The organism is Nocardioides sp. Root122, assembly GCF_001425025.1.
Lineage (GTDB): Bacteria > Actinomycetota > Actinomycetes > Propionibacteriales > Nocardioidaceae > Nocardioides.
Map to the genome: position 1 here is coordinate 257,436 of NZ_LMDE01000012.1, position 15,562 is coordinate 272,997.

Genomic DNA, 15,562 nt, shown 5'->3' on the forward strand with positions numbered 1-15,562 from the left:
TCACAGAAACCATGCGGCTGCGGGATCCGACGACGAAGCGTACGGCGGGCCGCTGGTCCAGGTGTCGGAGCGGCACTACCCGGACATGGAGGAGATGGAGCGATGGACGGGCGCGGAGATGCGCTGGTGGTCGATCGGGCCGTTCGCCGGTGAGATCCCCGGTCTGGTTCGCCGCATCCGGCGGATCCTGGATGTCTCACAGCGCGGCTTGGCAGCTCTGCTCGGGGTCTCCCAGTCGGTGGTCGCCCGGTGGGAGACCGGTCGCACCAGCCCCCGGGCCAGCGTGCTCCATCGCCTGCTCGACCTGGCCAACGTGGCGGTCGGGTTCCGGGACAAGGAGACCGGTGTCGCGGTCGAGCCGATGCGTGACGACGGCGCGCGCAATCGGGCCGGCAGCAGGTTCCCCGCGCACGCCGACCTGAAGGCCAAGGGGTGGTGGATCCCGCGGCACCTGCGGACGTGGACCACGAACGACGCCTACCGGTGGCAGCGGCGGTCACGCCTCGCCGAGCAGCCCTCGATCGGCTATCGGGCATCACGGTTCTGGAAGCGCCTCGAACGGGAGGTGTGGGGCACCCCGATCGACCATCCCGCGCGCCACCAGGTCGTCGCCGAGCTCCACGCCCGTGACGAGCAGCGCGAGGACCTCGGCAGACACGCTGCGTGAAGCCCGTGGCGATGAGACACGCAGAACGGCGCGGCTGAGCGCCCACTAGCCTGACGGCATGACCCACGCAGCCGATGCACCCGACCTCAAGCCCCGGAGCCGTGCCGTCACCGACGGCCTCGAGGCGACCGCGTCGCGAGGGATGCTCCGGGCCGTCGGCATGGGCGACGACGACTGGCAGAAGCCGCAGATCGGCGTCGCGTCGAGCTGGAACGAGATCACCCCCTGCAACCTCAGCCTCGACCGGCTCGCGAAGGCCGTGAAGAACGGCGTCCACGCGGGCGGTGGGTTCCCCCTGGAGTTCGGCACGATCTCCGTCTCCGACGGCATCTCCATGGGCCACGAGGGCATGCACTTCTCCCTCGTCAGCCGTGAGGTCATCGCCGACTCGGTGGAGACCGTGATGATGGCCGAGCGCCTCGACGGATCCGTCCTGCTGGCCGGCTGCGACAAGTCGCTGCCGGGCATGCTGATGGCCGCCGCCCGGCTCGACCTCGCCAGCGTGTTCCTCTACGCCGGCACGATCATGCCCGGCCAGGTCGACGGCCGCGACGTCACCATCATCGACGCCTTCGAGGCCGTCGGCGCGTGCCTCGCGGGCAAGATCTCGCGCGAGAAGGTCGACGAGATCGAGCGCGCGATCTGCCCGGGCGAGGGTGCCTGCGGTGGCGCGTACACCGCCAACACGATGGCCAGCGTGGCCGAGGCGATCGGCATGTCGCTGCCGGGCAGCTCCGCGCCGCCGGCCGTGGACCGCCGTCGCGACGGGTTCGCGCACAAGTCCGGCGAGGCCGTCGTCAACATGCTCCGCCAAGGCATCACCGCCCGCCAGATCATGACCCGCCCGGCCTTCGAGAACGCGATCGCGATGGCCATGGCCCTCGGCGGCTCGACCAACGCGGTGCTGCACCTCCTCGCGATCGCCCGCGAGGCCGAGGTCGACCTGACGCTCGACGACTTCACACGCATCGGCAAGAAGGTCCCGCACCTCGCCGACATGAAGCCGTTCGGCCGCTTCGTGTGGACCGACTTCGACCGCGTCGGCGGCATCCCGGTGCTCCTCAAGGCGCTGCTCGACGCGGGCCACCTGCACGGCGACGTGCTCACCTGCACCGGCAAGACCATGGCGGAGAATCTCGCCGAGCTCGACCCCAAGCCCCTCGACGGCGAGATCCTGCGCCAGCTCGACAAGCCGATCCACGCCACCGGCGGCCTGACCATCCTCAAGGGCTCGCTCGCCCCCGAGGGCGCGGTCGTCAAGAGCGCGGGGTTCGACGACTCGACCTTCACCGGCACCGCCCGGGTGTTCGACGGCGAGCGGAAGGCCCTCGACGCACTGGCGGAGGGCACGATCACGGCTGGCGACGTCGTGGTGATCCGCTACGAAGGCCCCAAGGGCGGCCCGGGCATGCGCGAGATGCTGGCCATCACGGGCGCGATCAAGGGGGCGGGCCTCGGCAAGGACGTCCTGCTGATCACGGACGGTCGCTTCTCCGGCGGCACGACCGGCCTCTGCGTCGGCCACATCGCCCCCGAGGCGAGCGACGGGGGGCCGATCGCGTTCCTGCAGGACGGCGACCAGATCACCCTCGACGTCTCCAACATGACCCTCGACGTCCACGTCGACGAGGCCGAGCTGGCCAGGCGGGCCGAGGGCTGGGAGCCGCTCCCGCCGAAGTACACCCGTGGCGTGCTCGGCAAGTACCGCAAGGTCGTGCAGTCCGCGGCCCACGGAGCGGTCTGCTACTGACCCGGCGCCCGCGCCCGACGACGTACGCCGGATAGGTTGCGGAGGTGAGCACCTCCACCTCCGCAGCCGCGCTCGACGCGGCCGATCCCCTGGCCGGGTTCCGCGACCGGTTCGTCGGCGCCGCGAGCGATCTCGTCTACTTCGACGGCAACTCCCTCGGCCGGCCCGTCGCGGCCGCGGTCGAGCGCCTCGCCGACTTCGTGGAGCACGAGTGGGGCGGACGGCTGATCCGCGGCTGGGACGAGCGCTGGATGGACCTGCCCACCACCCTCGGCGACGACCTGGGCCGGATCTGCCTCGGCTCGGCCGCCGGACAGACCGCGGTGGGCGACTCGACGACCGTCTGGCTCTACAAGCTGATGCGGGCCGCGGTCGACCACGCCGTGCGCACCGATCACGCCCGCACCGAGATCGTCATCGACACCGACAACTTCCCCACCGACCGCTACGTCGCGGAGGGCATCGCCGCCGAGCGTGGCCTGACGCTGCACTGGATCGAGGTCGACACCTCCGCCGGCGTCACCGCCGACCAGCTGCGCGAGGCCGTGGGGGAGCGCACCGCCCTCGTGGTGCTCAACCACGTCGCCTACCGCTCGGCCTGGCTCGCCGACGCGGCCGAGCTCACCCGGATCGCCCACGACGCCGGCGCGCTGGTGCTGTGGGACCTGTGCCACTCCGCCGGCGCCGTCGCGGTCGACCTCGATGCATGGGACGCCGACCTCGCCGTGGGCTGCAGCTACAAGTACCTCAACGGCGGTCCCGGCTCGCCCGCCTTCGGCTACGTCGCGCAGCGGCTCCAGGGCGAGCTGACCCAGCCGATCCAGGGGTGGATGGGCCACGCCGACCCGTTCCTCATGGGCCCGGGCTACACACCCGCTGCGGGCATCCGCCGCTTCATCTCCGGCACCCCGCCGATCCTCGGCATGGTCGCGATGCAGAGCATGCTCGAGCTGGTCGAGGAGGCCGGCATCGAGGCGATCCGCGCGAAGTCCGTCGCCCTCACGTCGTACGCCGTCGAGCTCGCCGACGCGACGCTGCCCCAGGTCACCCTCGCGTCCCCACGCGACCCCGCCCGGCGTGGCGGTCACGTGACGCTCCACCACGAGCGGATGCGCGAGGTCACCGCACGGCTGTGGGAGCGCGACGTCATCCCGGACTACCGCGACCCGGGCGGACTGCGGATCGGCCTCTCGCCGCTGTCGACGTCGTTCGACGAGGTCGAGCGAGGCATCGCGGCCGTCGCGGAGGCGCTGCGATGAGCGGGCCCGTGGGGGTGCGGCTCTCGGCGACGCGGACCAGGAGCACCAACGACCACGGCCAGCCGCTCGGACGCCCGGTGGAGTGGTCGGGCGCGAGGCCGCCAGCGAAGGACGTCGTCCTCGAGGGGCGCGGCGTCCGGCTCGAGCCGATCGGCGACCACCACGTCGACGACCTCCTGCGCGCGCTGTGCCGTCCCGACGACGAGCCGACGTGGACCTACCTGTTCTGGGAGCGTCCCCGCGACCGCGTCGCGATGGCGGCGATCGTCGAGCACGGCGCGGCGGACCCCGGACAGGTCATGTACGCCATCGTCCCGGTCGAGACCGGCCGGGCGGCCGGCTTCTGCTCGCTGATGCGCATCGACCCGGCCATGGGCTCGATCGAGGTGGGCGGCATCGCGTTCGGCCGCCAGCTCCAGCGCAGCCGCGCCGCCACCGAGGCGATGGCGCTGCTCATGCGCCACGCCTTCGACGCCCTCGGCAACCGGCGCTACGAGTGGAAGTGCGACAGCCTCAACGCCGCGTCGCGGCGCGCCGCGCTGCGGCTCGGCTTCATCTGGGAGGGCCGCTTCCGCAACGCGGTCGTCTACAAGGGCCGCAACCGCGACACGGACTGGTTCTCGATCACCGACCTCGAGTGGCCCCGCGTGCGGGCGGCCCTCGACGCCTGGCTCGACGACGCCAACTTCGACGACGCCGGTCGCCAGCGCGCCCGGCTCGCGGCCCGGCCGGCGCCGGCCGACCGTCCTGAGCAGGAGGACTGAGATGGACCAGCGGGTCAGCTTCATCACCCTCGTCGTGACCGACCTCGACGCCACGCGGCGCTTCTACGTCGACGGCCTCGGCTGGGAGCCCGAGCTCGACGTGCCCGGCGAGGTGCTGATGTTCAGGGTGGCCGAGAAGGTCGTGCTCAGCCTGTGGGTGGAGGACGGGTTCGTCGCCGAGGTCGGGCACGCGCCGGCGCGCGGCGGCGTACCTCCGATCACGCTGTCGCACAACCTCGCCACCACCCAGGGGGTCGACACCGTCCTGGAGCAGGCGCGGGTGGCCGGCGCCTCGCAGGTGGGTGCGGCCACCCAGCGCGACTGGGGCGGCTACAGCGGCTACTTCGCCGACCCCGACGGCTTCCGGTGGGAAGTCGCCTGCAACCCGGGCGAGATCGGGCAGTCTGTGCTTCCGTGAGCGACCACCTCGAGCCGACCGCCGTCCCCGGCTGGGACGACTACTTCCTCGGCATCGCCGCCGCCGTCTCCGCGCGCGCCAAGTGCACCCGTCGCCGGGTCGGCGCCGTGCTGACCATCGACCACCGCATCATCGCCACCGGCTACAACGGAGCCGCGCCCGGCGAGGACGACTGCCTGATGGGCGCCTGCCCGCGCGGCCAGCTGGGCTACGACGACGTGCCGGGGCTCGGCGACTACGACCGTCCCGGCACGGCCGGGTTCTGCATCGCCATCCACGCCGAGGTCAACGCACTGCTGTTCGCCACCCGCGACACCAAGGGCGCGACCGCCTACATCACCGACCCGCCGTGCCCGGGCTGCCGCAAGGCGCTCGCCGCGGCCGGCGTCGTGCGCGCCGTGTGGCCCGAGGGCGAGCACGACCGCGCCGGCCTCACCGCCTGGTGATCAGTGCGGCTTGATCCAGATCAGCTCGTCGGACTCCCACTTCTCCAGCGCCACCGGCACGAGGAGCGCCATCGCGTCGGCGGTGGAGAGCGTCTTCAGCTCCTCGGCGTGCGCCAGGCCGTGCTGCTGCCCGACGCCGTTGTTGTGCTCGTCGACGCGTGAGTCACGCGCGGCGGGCGTCCCCTGCTCCTGCGCCAGGGCGATCGTGGCGGCCGCCGATCGCCCGAACCGCGCGGTCAGCAGCGCCTGCCACATGAAGTGCCGCATCGCGTTCGTGCGGCCCGGCACCCCCCGTCCCTGGGCGGCCGCGGCGCGCAGCGCGGCCTGGGAGATCCGCAGCACCTCGAACGCGCCGGCGGGGCCGAGACCCGCCTTCAGGCCGGCGGTGTAGAGGCGCGGCACCCCGGTCGCGGCGTGGATGGCCTGGTCGAGGAATCCCATGGACACACCCTGACAGACTCGTCCCATGAGCCCGTCGCCGCGATTTCCGCCTCCGCTCCGCCACGGTGACCGGATCGGGGTGACCTCGCCGTCCGCGGGCGTCGCGGGCGCCGCGGCCGCTCGGATCGAGTTCTGCGTGGACTGGCTGCGCGGCCGCGGGTACGACGTCGTGGTGGGGGAGTGCATGGACGGGACCGGGCTGACCTCGGCCCCCGCGCAGGAGCGCGCCGACGAGCTGACCCGGATGCTGGCCGATCCGGAGATCCGCTGCGTCCTGCCGCCGTGGGGCGGTGAGACCGCGATCGACCTGGTCGACCTCGTGGACTGGGACGCCCTCGCCTCCGCGGAGCCGACGTGGCTGGTCGGCTACTCGGACATGTCGACCGTGCTGCTGCCGATCACGACCCGGCTCGGGTGGGCGACCCTGCACGGCGACAACCTCGCGGACACGCCCTACGTCGTCCCCGACGGCCTGCTCCACTGGCTCGACCTCGTCAGCGGGGAGGGCCCGTTCGTGCAGCGCGACCCGGGGGTGGTCACCGACTGGGTGCGCTTCGAGGAGGACCCCCGCGCCACGCAGTGGAAGACCGTCGGCCCGGGCACCTGGGAGGTCCAGGGTGGCGGCAGCCTCGACGTCTCCGGGAGGCTCGTCGGCGGGTGCGTGGAGACGATCGCCAACCTCGCCGGCACGCCCTACGGCGACGTGCGTGCGTGGGCGGAGACGTTCGACGAGCCGACGATCGTCTACGTCGAGGCGTGCGAGGAGCACGCGGTGAACATCTGCCGCTACCTCCACGCCCTGCGGCTCGCGGGCTGGTTCGACCGGGCCGCCGCGGTGCTGGTCGGTCGCACGAACGCCCCCGACCACCCCGAGATGACGCAGCGCGAGGCGGTCCTCGACGCGCTCGGCCGCCTCGACCTGCCGGTCGTGTGGGACCTCGAGATCGGGCACGTGCCGCCGCACCTGCCGCTGGTCAACGGGGCCCTCGCGCGCGTCGTCGTCGACGGCGATACCCGGGAGATCACCCAGACGCTCGGCTGAGCGCGGCCGCGCCACCGAAGCGTCCGACCCGAGGGGTGGTCGCTGTCGGCGGACAGTGGCAGGGTCGCGGTATGAGCGACCCGAAGCAGAAGCTGACCGCAGACGAGGTCCGCGAGGCGAGCGGCCTCGACGACTGGCGCCACCTCCTGACGGGCATCCGCGCCCGCTTCCACACCGGCGACTTCGCCACCGGCCTCGCCCTGGTCGACCGCATCGGTGCGGCCGCCGAGGAGGCCGACCACCACCCCGACATCTCCCTCACCTACCCCGAGGTGATCGTGACCCTGTCGAGCCACGACGTCGGCGGCATCACCAGCCGCGACCTCGACCTCGCCCGCACGATCAGCGGCTTCGCGGCCGAGGCAGGGGTTCGGGCCGACACGTCCGGGCTCACCCAGGTCGAGCCCGGCCTCGACGCGGCGGCGCCCGAGCAGCTCGGTGCGTTCTACGCCGCGCTCCTCGGCGGGAAGGTCAACGACCAGGGCGAGCCGGTGGACCCCAGCGGCCAGGTCCCCGGACTGTGGTTCCAGCGGTCCGAGCCGGGGGAGTCGTCCCTGCCGGCCCAGGAGCCCGCCCAGCGCTGGCACCTCGACGTCTGGGTGCCGCACGACGAGGGCGAGCAGCGCCTCCGGGCCGTCCTCGACGCAGGCGGGCGACTCGTGAGCGACGCAGAGGCCCCGAGCTTCTGGGTCGTCGAGGACGCCGAGGGCAACCGTTCCTGCATCTGCACCCGGCTCGACCGATGACGTGCGATCCTCCGTCACGACCCCGCCCTGGCCGGGACTGAGCGTGCGGCAGCGGCCACATCGCGAGACCGCCGTTCCAGATGCTGGGACGAGTGTCACACTTGCTTGACGCCGGACAGCCCCGGCGGCGACGGTTGTCGCATGCGCACCGAGATTCTTGTACGCACGCGACGCGTGAGCTGAGGCCCTCCGGCCGAACGCACGCGCGTCACCCCTCGTCGCCCACCGGGCCGAGGGGCTTTTTTATGGGCTCACAGTTGTTGGGCAGGCACCGCACACCGAACCAGGAAGAAGATCCATGAGCGAGCAGAGCGGACAGGTCACCGGAGCGCAGAGCCTCGTGACGTCCCTCGAGGCGGCCGGCGTCACCGACATCTTCGGCATCCCGGGCGGCGCGATCCTCCCGGCCTACGACCCCCTGATGGACTCCACCCGCATCCGCCACATCCTCGTCCGTCACGAGCAGGGTGCGGGGCACGCGGCCCAGGGCTATGCCGCGGCGACCGGCCGGGTCGGCGTGTGCATGGCGACGTCGGGCCCGGGTGCGACCAACCTGGTCACTCCGCTGGCCGACGCCCACATGGACTCGGTGCCGCTCGTCGCGGTCACCGGGCAGGTCGGCGCCGCGATGATCGGCACGGACGCCTTCCAGGAGGCCGACATCCGCGGCATCACGATGCCCATCACCAAGCACAACTTCCTGGTCACCGACCCCGCCGACATCCCCAGCACGATCGCGGAGGCCTTCCACATCGCCTCGACCGGTCGACCCGGTCCGGTGCTCGTCGACGTGGCGAAGTCGGCGCTGCAGGCGCAGACCACCTTCGCGTGGCCCGACGAGCTGCACCTGCCGGGCTACCGCCCGGTGACCACGCCGCACGCCAAGCAGATCAAGGAGGCGGTGCGCCTCATCCGCGAGGCGAAGCGCCCCGTGCTCTACGTCGGTGGTGGCGTCATCCGCGCCCGCGCCTCCCGCGAGCTCGCCCAGCTGGCCGCGCTGACCGGCATCCCGGTCGTGACCACGCTGATGGCCCGCGGCGCCTTCCCCGACAGCCACCCGCAGCACCTCGGCATGCCGGGCATGCACGGCACCGTGGCCGCCGTCGCCGGACTCCAGAAGAGCGACCTGATCATCAGCCTGGGTGCCCGCTTCGACGACCGCGTCACCGGAAACCTCGACTCCTTCGCCCCCAACGCCCTGGTCATCCACGCCGACATCGACCCGGCCGAGATCGGCAAGAACCGCCACGCCGACGTGCCGATCGTCGGCGACTGCAAGGAGGTCATCGCCCAGCTGGTGGCGGTCCTCCAGGCCGAGGGCGCCGACGGCGACTACGAGTCGTGGGTGGCGTTCCTGTCCGGTGTGAAGCAGACCTACCCGCTCGGCTACGACGCGCCGGCCGACGGCTCGCTCGCCCCGCAGTACGTCATCGAGCGGCTCGGTGCGATCGCCGGTCCCGAGGCGATCTACGCCTCGGGGGTCGGCCAGCACCAGATGTGGGCCGCGCACTTCGTCGGCTACGAGAACCCCAACACGTGGATCAACTCCGGCGGCCTGGGCACGATGGGCTTCTCCGTCCCGGCCGCGATGGGCGCCAAGGTCGGCATGCCGGACACCACGGTGTGGGCCATCGACGGCGACGGCTGCTTCCAGATGACCAACCAGGAGCTGGCCACCTGCGCGATCAACGACATCCCGATCAAGGTCGCGATCATCAACAACGAGTCGCTCGGCATGGTGCGCCAGTGGCAGACGCTCTTCTACAACGAGCGCTACTCCAACACCGACCTGCACTCCAAGCGGATCCCCGACTTCGTCAAGCTCGCCGACGCCTACGGCTGCGTGGGCCTGGCGTGCGAGTCTCCCGACGAGGTCGACGCCACCATCGAGAAGGCCATGTCGATCGACGACCAGCCGGTCGTGGTGGACTTCCGGGTGCACCGCGACGCGATGGTGTGGCCGATGGTCGCCGCCGGCACCAGCAACGACGAGATCAAGTACGCGCGCGACCTCGCGCCCCAGTTCGACGAGGACGACATCTGATGAGCAGCAAGCACACCCTGTCGGTCCTGGTCGAGAACAAGCCGGGCGTCCTGGCCCGCATCGCCGGGCTGTTCTCGCGGCGTGGGTTCAACATCGACAGCCTCGCGGTGGGCCCGACCGAGCACCCCGAGGTGTCCCGGATGACGATCGTCGTCAACGTCGAGGACTCCCCGCTGGAGCAGGTCACCAAGCAGCTCAACAAGCTCGTGGAGGTGATCAAGATCGTCGAGCTCGACGGTCCGGGGTCGGTCAACCGCGAGCTGCTGCTGGTCAAGGTCCGCGCCGATGCCGCGACCCGCGGCGCCGTGCTCGACGCCGTCCAGCTCTTCCGCGCCAAGGTCGTCGACGTCTCGCCCGAGGCGGTCACGGTCCAGGCGGTCGGCAACGCCGACAAGCTCGCCGACCTGCTGCGGGTGCTCGAGCCCTTCGGCATCCGCGAGCTCGTCCAGTCCGGCATGGTCGCCATCGGCCGCGGCTCCCGCTCCATCAGCGAGCGGGCCCAGCGCCCGGTCGCCGTCCCCGCCCCCGTCTCCGCCCTGAAGTCCCCCGCCTCAGCCACCGCTGGTTGAGCAGGCCGCGTGGCGACCGTCACGACACCCCACCCTGTTTCCGCAGCACCCACACGAAGGAGAGCCCCCAGTGGCTGAGATGTTCTACGACGACGACGCCGACCTGAGCCTGATCCAGGGCAAGAACGTCGCGGTGATCGGCTACGGCAGCCAGGGCCACGCCCACGCGCTGTCCCTGCGCGACTCCGGCGTCGACGTCCGGATCGGCCTGCAGCCCGGGTCGAAGAGCCGCGACAAGGCCGAGGCCGAGGGCCTGCGCGTCCTCACCCCTCGCGAGGCGGCGGAGGAGTCCGACCTGATCGTGATCCTCGCCCCCGACCAGCACCAGCGCAAGCTCTACGCCGAGGAGATCGCCCCGGCGCTCACGCCCGGCGACACGCTCGTCTTCGGCCACGGCTTCAACATCCGCTTCGGCTACATCACCCCGCCCGACGGCGTCGACGTGTTCATGGTCGCCCCCAAGGGCCCCGGCCACCTGGTCCGTCGCGAGTACGTCGACGGCCGCGGCGTCCCGGTGCTGGTCGCGGTGGAGAAGGACGAGTCCGGCAAGGCCTGGGACGTCGCGCTGTCCTACGCCAAGGCCATCGGCGGCCTCCGTGCCGGCGGCATCAAGACCACCTTCACCGAGGAGACCGAGACCGACCTGTTCGGCGAGCAGGCCGTGCTCTGCGGCGGCGCCTCGCAGCTGGTGATGTACGGCTTCGAGGTCCTCACCGAGGCCGGCTACCAGCCCGAGGTCGCCTACTTCGAGTGCCTCCACGAGCTGAAGCTCATCGTCGACCTGATGTACGAGGGCGGCATCGCCAAGCAGCGCTGGTCGGTCTCCGACACCGCCGAGTTCGGCGACTACGTCTCCGGGCCGCGGGTCATCACGCCCGAGGTGAAGAAGAACATGGAGGACGTGCTCGCCGACATCAAGAGCGGCGCGTTCGCCGAGCGCTTCATCACCGACATGGACAACGGCTCGCCCGAGTTCACCGAGTTCCGCAAGAAGGGCGAGTCGCACCCGATCGAGCAGACCGGCCGCGAGCTGCGCAAGCTGATGGCCTGGGTGAAGTCGCACGACTCCGACTACACCGAGGGCACCTCCGCCCGCTGATCGGCGGACCCGCCCCCGCACGACGACCGGATGACCACCGCATGACCACCTACACCCACGGTCACGCCGAGGCCGTCCTGCGCTCGCACCGCTGGCGCAGGGCGGCCAACTCGGCGGCGTACCTCCTGCCCCACCTCGGCGACGGGCAGCGCCTGCTCGACGTGGGGTCCGGTCCCGGCACCATCACCGCCGACCTGGCCCGCCTGGTGGGGGAGGTGGTCGCGCTGGAGGTCACCGAGGAGGCCGCCGAGCTCACCCGTGCGGAGCTCGAGCGTCAGGGCATCGCCAACGCGAGCGTCGTCGTGGGCGACGTGCACGCCCTCGACCTGGCGGACGGCTCCTTCGACGTCGTCCACGCCCACCAGGTCCTGCAGCACGTGGCCGACCCGGTCGCCGCGCTGCGCGAGATGCGGCGGGTGACCCGTCCCGGCGGGCTCGTCGCTGCTCGCGACAGCGACTACGGCCACTTCTCGTGGCACCCGGCGTCGGCCGGGCTCGACCGCTGGCTCGAGCTCTACCTCGCCGCCGCCCGCGCCAACGGGGGAGAGCCCCACGCCGGCCGGATGCTCCTGGCGTGGGCGCACGCCGCCGGCGCGACGGACGTCGTCGCCGGGTCGTCGACCTGGTGCTACGCCGACCCCGAGGACCGGGCGTGGTGGGGTGGGCTCTGGGCCGACCGGATCACGTCGACCGCCCTCGCCCGCCAGCTGGTGGACCAGGACCTCGCGACGGCCGAGGAGCTCGCGGACGTCGCGGCCGCGTGGCGTGCCTGGGCCGTGGACCCGGACGGCTGGTTCTCGGTGCTGCACGGAGAGGTCCTCATCACGACCTGATGATGAGGGTTGCCTAACCTAAGGTGTATCCTCCGGCTGTGCTGGCCAACTACCTGATCGGGCTGCGCGAGGGCCTGGAGGCGGCCCTCGTCGTGAGCATCCTGGTCGCCTACCTCGTGAAGACCGACCGCCGGCACCTGCTGCCGCGGATCTGGGCCGGCGTGGGTCTCGCGGTCGCTGTCAGCCTCGCGTTCGGCGCCACGCTGACCTTCGGACCCCGCGGCCTCACCTTCGGGGCGCAGGAGCTCATCGGCGGCAGCCTCTCGATCGTCGCGGTCGGCTTCGTGACCTGGATGATCTTCTGGATGGCTCGTGCCGCGCGCGGGCTCGCGGGCGAGCTCCGCGGCCGGATCGACGACGCGGCCGACGGTGGACGCTGGTCGCTGGTGGTGGTGGCCGTCCTGGCCGTGGGCCGGGAGGGCCTGGAGACCGCACTCTTCCTCTGGGCGGCCACCCAGGCCGGCACCCGCTCGGCCAACGGCATCTCCACGCCGACCTGGGAACCCCTGACCGGGGCGGCCCTCGGCCTGGCGACCGCGGTGCTGCTCGGCTACCTGATCTACCGCGGCGCGGTGAGCATCAACCTCACGAAGTTCTTCACGTGGACGGGTGCGTTCCTCATCGTCGTCGCCGCGGGCGTCCTGGCCTACGGCATCCACGACCTCCAGGAGGCGCGCTTCCTCCCCGGCCTGGGCGACCTCGCCTTCGACGTCTCCGACACCATCGACGCCAACAGCTGGTACGGCGCGGTCCTCAAGGGCGTCTTCAACTTCTCCCCGGCCACCACCAAGCTCGAGGCCGCCGCGTGGCTGGTCTACGCGATCCCGGTCATGACCTTGTTCCTGCTCCGCATCCGCCGGCGCCCGGGCACGCCCGCGGTGGCCCGCACGGGCGAGGCGTCCGTGACGTCCGCACCCGCGGCCTGACCCTCCCTCCTCACGCGAAAGACACCTCCATGCGCAAGACGACCGCTGTCGCCCCGGTGACCGCACTCCTCCTGGCGTCGCCGTTCCTCGCCGCCTGCACCGAGAACGCCGACCCGGGATCCGGCGCGGCCGGGGCACAGGGCGACCCGCGGGCGCTGAGCGTGGAGTCCTCCTCCGACGCCTGCACGCTGTCGGCGGACGAGGCCCCCGCCGGGACGCTGACCTTCGACGTCACCAACTCCGGCGACCAGGTCACCGAGTTCTACCTGCTGGGCGACGACGGCCTCCGCATCGTCGCCGAGGTGGAGAACGTCGGCCCGAGCATCACCCGCGCGCTGACCGTCAACGCCCCCGCGGGGTCCTACGTCACCGCCTGCAAGCCCGGCATGACCGGCGAGGGCATCCGCGCCGACTTCACCGTCACCGAGTCCGACGAGCAGGTCGCCGTCGAGGAGGACGAGGCCCAGCTCGTCGAAGAGGCGCAGACCAACTACGCCGCCTACGTCGAGGACCAGTCGGCGCAGCTGCTCGAGAAGACCCGCGAGTTCGTCGGGCTCTACGAGGCCGGCGACGACGACGAGGCCCGCGCCCTCTACCCGGTGGCCCGCACGCACTGGGAGCGCATCGAGACGGTCGCGGAGTCCTTCGGCGACCTCGACCCGATGATGGACGCCCGCGAGGCCGACCTCGAGCCGGGACAGAAGTGGACCGGGTGGCACCTGATCGAGAAGGACCTGTGGCCGCAGCGCGCGGACGACTACACGCCGCTGACCGCCCGGCAGCGGGCGACCTACGGCGACGACCTGCTCGCCAACACTGAGGAGCTCGACTCCCGCGTGCAGGAGCTGACCTACACCGTCGACGCCATCGCCAACGGCTCGCGCGGCCTGCTCGAGGAGGTCGCGACCGGCAAGGTCACCGGCGAGGAGGAGTACTGGTCGCGCACCGACCTGTGGGACTTCCAGGCCAACGTCGACGGCGCGCGCGTCGGCTTCGAGGGCGTGCAGCCGATCCTCGAGGAGAAGGACCCCGAGCTCTCCGAGCAGCTCACCACCCGCTTCGATGAGCTCCAGCAGCTCCTCGACGCCCAGCGCGAGGGTGACGGCTTCGTCTCCTACGACGACCTCACCCCCGACGAGGTCAAGGACCTCTCCGACGCGGTGAACGCGCTCTCCGAGCCGCTCTCGCACCTCACCGCGGCGGTCCTGTCCTGAGCGAGCAGCCCGCGCCCCGCACGGGTGGACGGCTCAGCAGGCGCGGCCTTCTGGGTGGTGGGGCCGCGGTCGCGGGCGCCGCGGGCGCCTTCGCGGCAGGGCGTACGACGGCCCACGCCGGGACCGTCGACCCGGCGCCCGCCGCGGGCGGACGGGCGGCGACGTACGCGTTCCGGGGCGCGCACCAGGCGGGCATCACGACCCCGGCCCAGGACCGGCTGCACTTCGCGGCCTTCGACGTGCTCACCGACTCGCGCGACGAGCTCGTCGACCTGCTGCAGAAGTGGACCCTCGCCGCCGAGCAGATGACCACCGGGGAGCCGGCGGGGTCCGGCGCCGTCGGAGGAGACGTGCGACTTCCCCCCGACGACACGGGGGAGGCCCTGGACCTGCCGGCCAGCGGCCTCACGGTCACGTTCGGGTTCGGCCCGTCGCTGTTCCGCGACGCCTCCGGCAAGGACCGCTTCGGCATCGCCGACCGGCAGCCGGCGGCGCTGCGCGAGCTGCCGCACTTCCCGGGCGACGTGCTCGACCCCGCCCGGTCGGGCGGCGACCTGTGCATCCAGGCCTGCGCCGACGACCCGCAGGTCGCGGTGCACGCGATCCGCAACCTCGCCCGCATCGGGTTCGGCACGGTCTCGGTGCGGTGGTCCCAGCTCGGCTTCGGCCGCACCTCGACCACGTCGACGAGCCAGTCCACCCCGCGCAACCTGTTCGGCTTCAAGGACGGGACCGCCAACGTCAAGGCCGAGGAGTCCGCGGCGCTCGACGAGCACGTGTGGGTCGGCGCCGACGACGACGCAGCCGGTGCGTGGCTGGCCGGGGGCTCCTACCTCGTGGCGCGCCGCATCAACATGACGATCGAGGTCTGGGACCGCCAGCCGCTCGGCGACCAGGAGATGTTCGTCGGGCGCACCAAGGACACCGGCGCCCCGCTGTCCGGCGGCAGCGAGCACACCGAGCCCGACTTCGACATGCCCGGCAGCAACGACCAACCGGTCATCCCGGTCGACGCGCACGTGCGCGTCGTGCACCCCGACCAGCACGGGGGTGTCCGCATGCTCCGCCGCGGCTACAACTTCGTCGACGGGTCGAACGCCCTCGGTGGGCTCGACGCCGGGCTCTTCTTCATCGCCTACGTCCGCGACCCCGGCACCCACTTCGTGCCGCTGCAGCTCGCGATGTCGAAGGCCGACGCGCTCGTCGAGTACCTGAAGTTCACCGGCTCCGCGCTGTTCGCGGTGCCGCCCGGCGTCGGTGCCGGGGAGCACGTCGGCCAGGCCCTGTTCGCCTGACCGGCCGGGTCGCGCCCCTCGACGTCGTACTGCCCTCGCCGCTGAGGGG

The 15,562-nt window shown here is 72.1% G+C and carries 16 protein-coding genes; 15 read left to right on the forward strand and 1 reads right to left on the reverse strand.

Features of this window, described 5'->3' with window-relative positions; all coding sequences use genetic code 11:
* Positions 1-85 precede the first annotated feature (85 nt).
* Genes ASC64_RS22400 through ASC64_RS16700 form a run of 6 tightly spaced genes read left to right on the forward strand, consistent with a single transcriptional unit; the run spans position 86 to position 5,304 of the window.
* Positions 86-667, forward strand: a complete 582-nt coding sequence (locus tag ASC64_RS22400) for a helix-turn-helix domain-containing protein (protein WP_235563792.1) — start codon at positions 86-88, stop codon at positions 665-667.
* Positions 668-725: 58 nt separating this feature from the next.
* The gene (gene ilvD, locus ASC64_RS16680; protein WP_056908659.1) at positions 726-2,417 is read left to right on the forward strand and encodes a dihydroxy-acid dehydratase; all 1,692 of its coding nucleotides are present in this window, start codon (positions 726-728) and stop codon (positions 2,415-2,417) included.
* 44 nt (positions 2,418-2,461) lie between these two features.
* The gene (locus ASC64_RS16685) at positions 2,462-3,676 is read left to right on the forward strand and encodes a kynureninase (RefSeq protein ID WP_056908660.1); all 1,215 of its coding nucleotides are present in this window, start codon (positions 2,462-2,464) and stop codon (positions 3,674-3,676) included.
* The gene (locus tag ASC64_RS16690; RefSeq protein ID WP_056908661.1) at positions 3,673-4,440 is read left to right on the forward strand and encodes a GNAT family N-acetyltransferase; all 768 of its coding nucleotides are present in this window, start codon (positions 3,673-3,675) and stop codon (positions 4,438-4,440) included. The genes ASC64_RS16685 and ASC64_RS16690 overlap by 4 nt, the downstream gene beginning before the upstream one ends.
* Position 4,441: 1 nt before the next feature.
* Entirely contained in the window at positions 4,442-4,858 is a 417-nt protein-coding gene (locus tag ASC64_RS16695; protein WP_056908662.1) for a VOC family protein, read from the forward strand.
* The gene (locus ASC64_RS16700; protein ID WP_056908663.1) at positions 4,855-5,304 is read left to right on the forward strand and encodes a deoxycytidylate deaminase; all 450 of its coding nucleotides are present in this window, start codon (positions 4,855-4,857) and stop codon (positions 5,302-5,304) included. Before ASC64_RS16695 ends, ASC64_RS16700 begins: the two co-directional genes overlap by 4 nt.
* Here the strand turns inward: ASC64_RS16700 and ASC64_RS16705 are convergent, their stop codons facing one another.
* Entirely contained in the window at positions 5,305-5,745 is a 441-nt protein-coding gene (locus ASC64_RS16705; protein WP_056908664.1) for a DUF6973 domain-containing protein, read from the reverse strand.
* A gap of 25 nt (positions 5,746-5,770) precedes the next feature.
* On the opposite strand from ASC64_RS16705, the gene ASC64_RS16710 reads away from it, so the two are divergent.
* The 9 genes from ASC64_RS16710 to efeB all read left to right on the forward strand — a co-directional run bounded on the left by ASC64_RS16710 (position 5,771) and on the right by efeB (position 15,513).
* Positions 5,771-6,787, forward strand: a complete 1,017-nt coding sequence (locus tag ASC64_RS16710; protein WP_056908665.1) for a S66 family peptidase — start codon at positions 5,771-5,773, stop codon at positions 6,785-6,787.
* Positions 6,788-6,858: 71 nt separating this feature from the next.
* On the forward strand, positions 6,859-7,533 hold the full coding sequence (locus ASC64_RS16715) for a 4a-hydroxytetrahydrobiopterin dehydratase (protein ID WP_056908666.1): 675 nt from the start codon (positions 6,859-6,861) through the stop codon (positions 7,531-7,533).
* A gap of 298 nt (positions 7,534-7,831) precedes the next feature.
* Positions 7,832-9,577: an acetolactate synthase large subunit gene (locus tag ASC64_RS16720; protein WP_056908667.1), complete on the forward strand. Its 1,746-nt coding sequence runs from the start codon at positions 7,832-7,834 to the stop codon at positions 9,575-9,577.
* The gene (gene ilvN, locus ASC64_RS16725; protein WP_056908668.1) at positions 9,577-10,146 is read left to right on the forward strand and encodes an acetolactate synthase small subunit; all 570 of its coding nucleotides are present in this window, start codon (positions 9,577-9,579) and stop codon (positions 10,144-10,146) included. Before ASC64_RS16720 ends, ilvN begins: the two co-directional genes overlap by 1 nt.
* A 70-nt stretch (positions 10,147-10,216) precedes the next feature.
* Positions 10,217-11,245: a ketol-acid reductoisomerase gene (ilvC, locus tag ASC64_RS16730; RefSeq protein ID WP_056908669.1), complete on the forward strand. Its 1,029-nt coding sequence runs from the start codon at positions 10,217-10,219 to the stop codon at positions 11,243-11,245.
* Positions 11,246-11,286: 41 nt separating this feature from the next.
* Entirely contained in the window at positions 11,287-12,078 is a 792-nt protein-coding gene (locus tag ASC64_RS16735) for a class I SAM-dependent methyltransferase (protein ID WP_056908670.1), read from the forward strand.
* 38 nt (positions 12,079-12,116) lie between these two features.
* A complete protein-coding gene (gene efeU, locus ASC64_RS16740; protein WP_056908671.1) occupies positions 12,117-13,004 on the forward strand; it encodes an iron uptake transporter permease EfeU in 888 nt (295 codons plus the stop codon).
* 29 nt (positions 13,005-13,033) lie between these two features.
* Positions 13,034-14,218: an iron uptake system protein EfeO gene (efeO, locus tag ASC64_RS16745; RefSeq protein ID WP_056908672.1), complete on the forward strand. Its 1,185-nt coding sequence runs from the start codon at positions 13,034-13,036 to the stop codon at positions 14,216-14,218.
* Positions 14,215-15,513: an iron uptake transporter deferrochelatase/peroxidase subunit gene (gene efeB, locus ASC64_RS16750; protein ID WP_056908673.1), complete on the forward strand. Its 1,299-nt coding sequence runs from the start codon at positions 14,215-14,217 to the stop codon at positions 15,511-15,513. The genes efeO and efeB overlap by 4 nt, the downstream gene beginning before the upstream one ends.
* Positions 15,514-15,562 lie beyond the last annotated feature (49 nt).

Coding starts and splice junctions, on each gene's coding strand:
- ASC64_RS16720 (WP_056908667.1), top strand. CDS start 7,832: ATGAGCGAGCAGAGCGGACAGGTCACCGGAGCGCAGAGCCTCGTGACG.
- ASC64_RS22400 (WP_235563792.1), top strand. CDS start 86: ATGGAGGAGATGGAGCGATGGACGGGCGCGGAGATGCGCTGGTGGTCG.
- ASC64_RS16705 (WP_056908664.1), bottom strand. CDS start 5,745: ATGGGATTCCTCGACCAGGCCATCCACGCCGCGACCGGGGTGCCGCGC.
- ASC64_RS16695 (WP_056908662.1), top strand. CDS start 4,442: ATGGACCAGCGGGTCAGCTTCATCACCCTCGTCGTGACCGACCTCGAC.
- ASC64_RS16690 (WP_056908661.1), top strand. CDS start 3,673: ATGAGCGGGCCCGTGGGGGTGCGGCTCTCGGCGACGCGGACCAGGAGC.
- ASC64_RS16710 (WP_056908665.1), top strand. CDS start 5,771: ATGAGCCCGTCGCCGCGATTTCCGCCTCCGCTCCGCCACGGTGACCGG.
- efeO (WP_056908672.1), top strand. CDS start 13,034: ATGCGCAAGACGACCGCTGTCGCCCCGGTGACCGCACTCCTCCTGGCG.
- ilvD (WP_056908659.1), top strand. CDS start 726: ATGACCCACGCAGCCGATGCACCCGACCTCAAGCCCCGGAGCCGTGCC.
- ASC64_RS16715 (WP_056908666.1), top strand. CDS start 6,859: ATGAGCGACCCGAAGCAGAAGCTGACCGCAGACGAGGTCCGCGAGGCG.
- ilvN (WP_056908668.1), top strand. CDS start 9,577: ATGAGCAGCAAGCACACCCTGTCGGTCCTGGTCGAGAACAAGCCGGGC.
- ASC64_RS16735 (WP_056908670.1), top strand. CDS start 11,287: ATGACCACCTACACCCACGGTCACGCCGAGGCCGTCCTGCGCTCGCAC.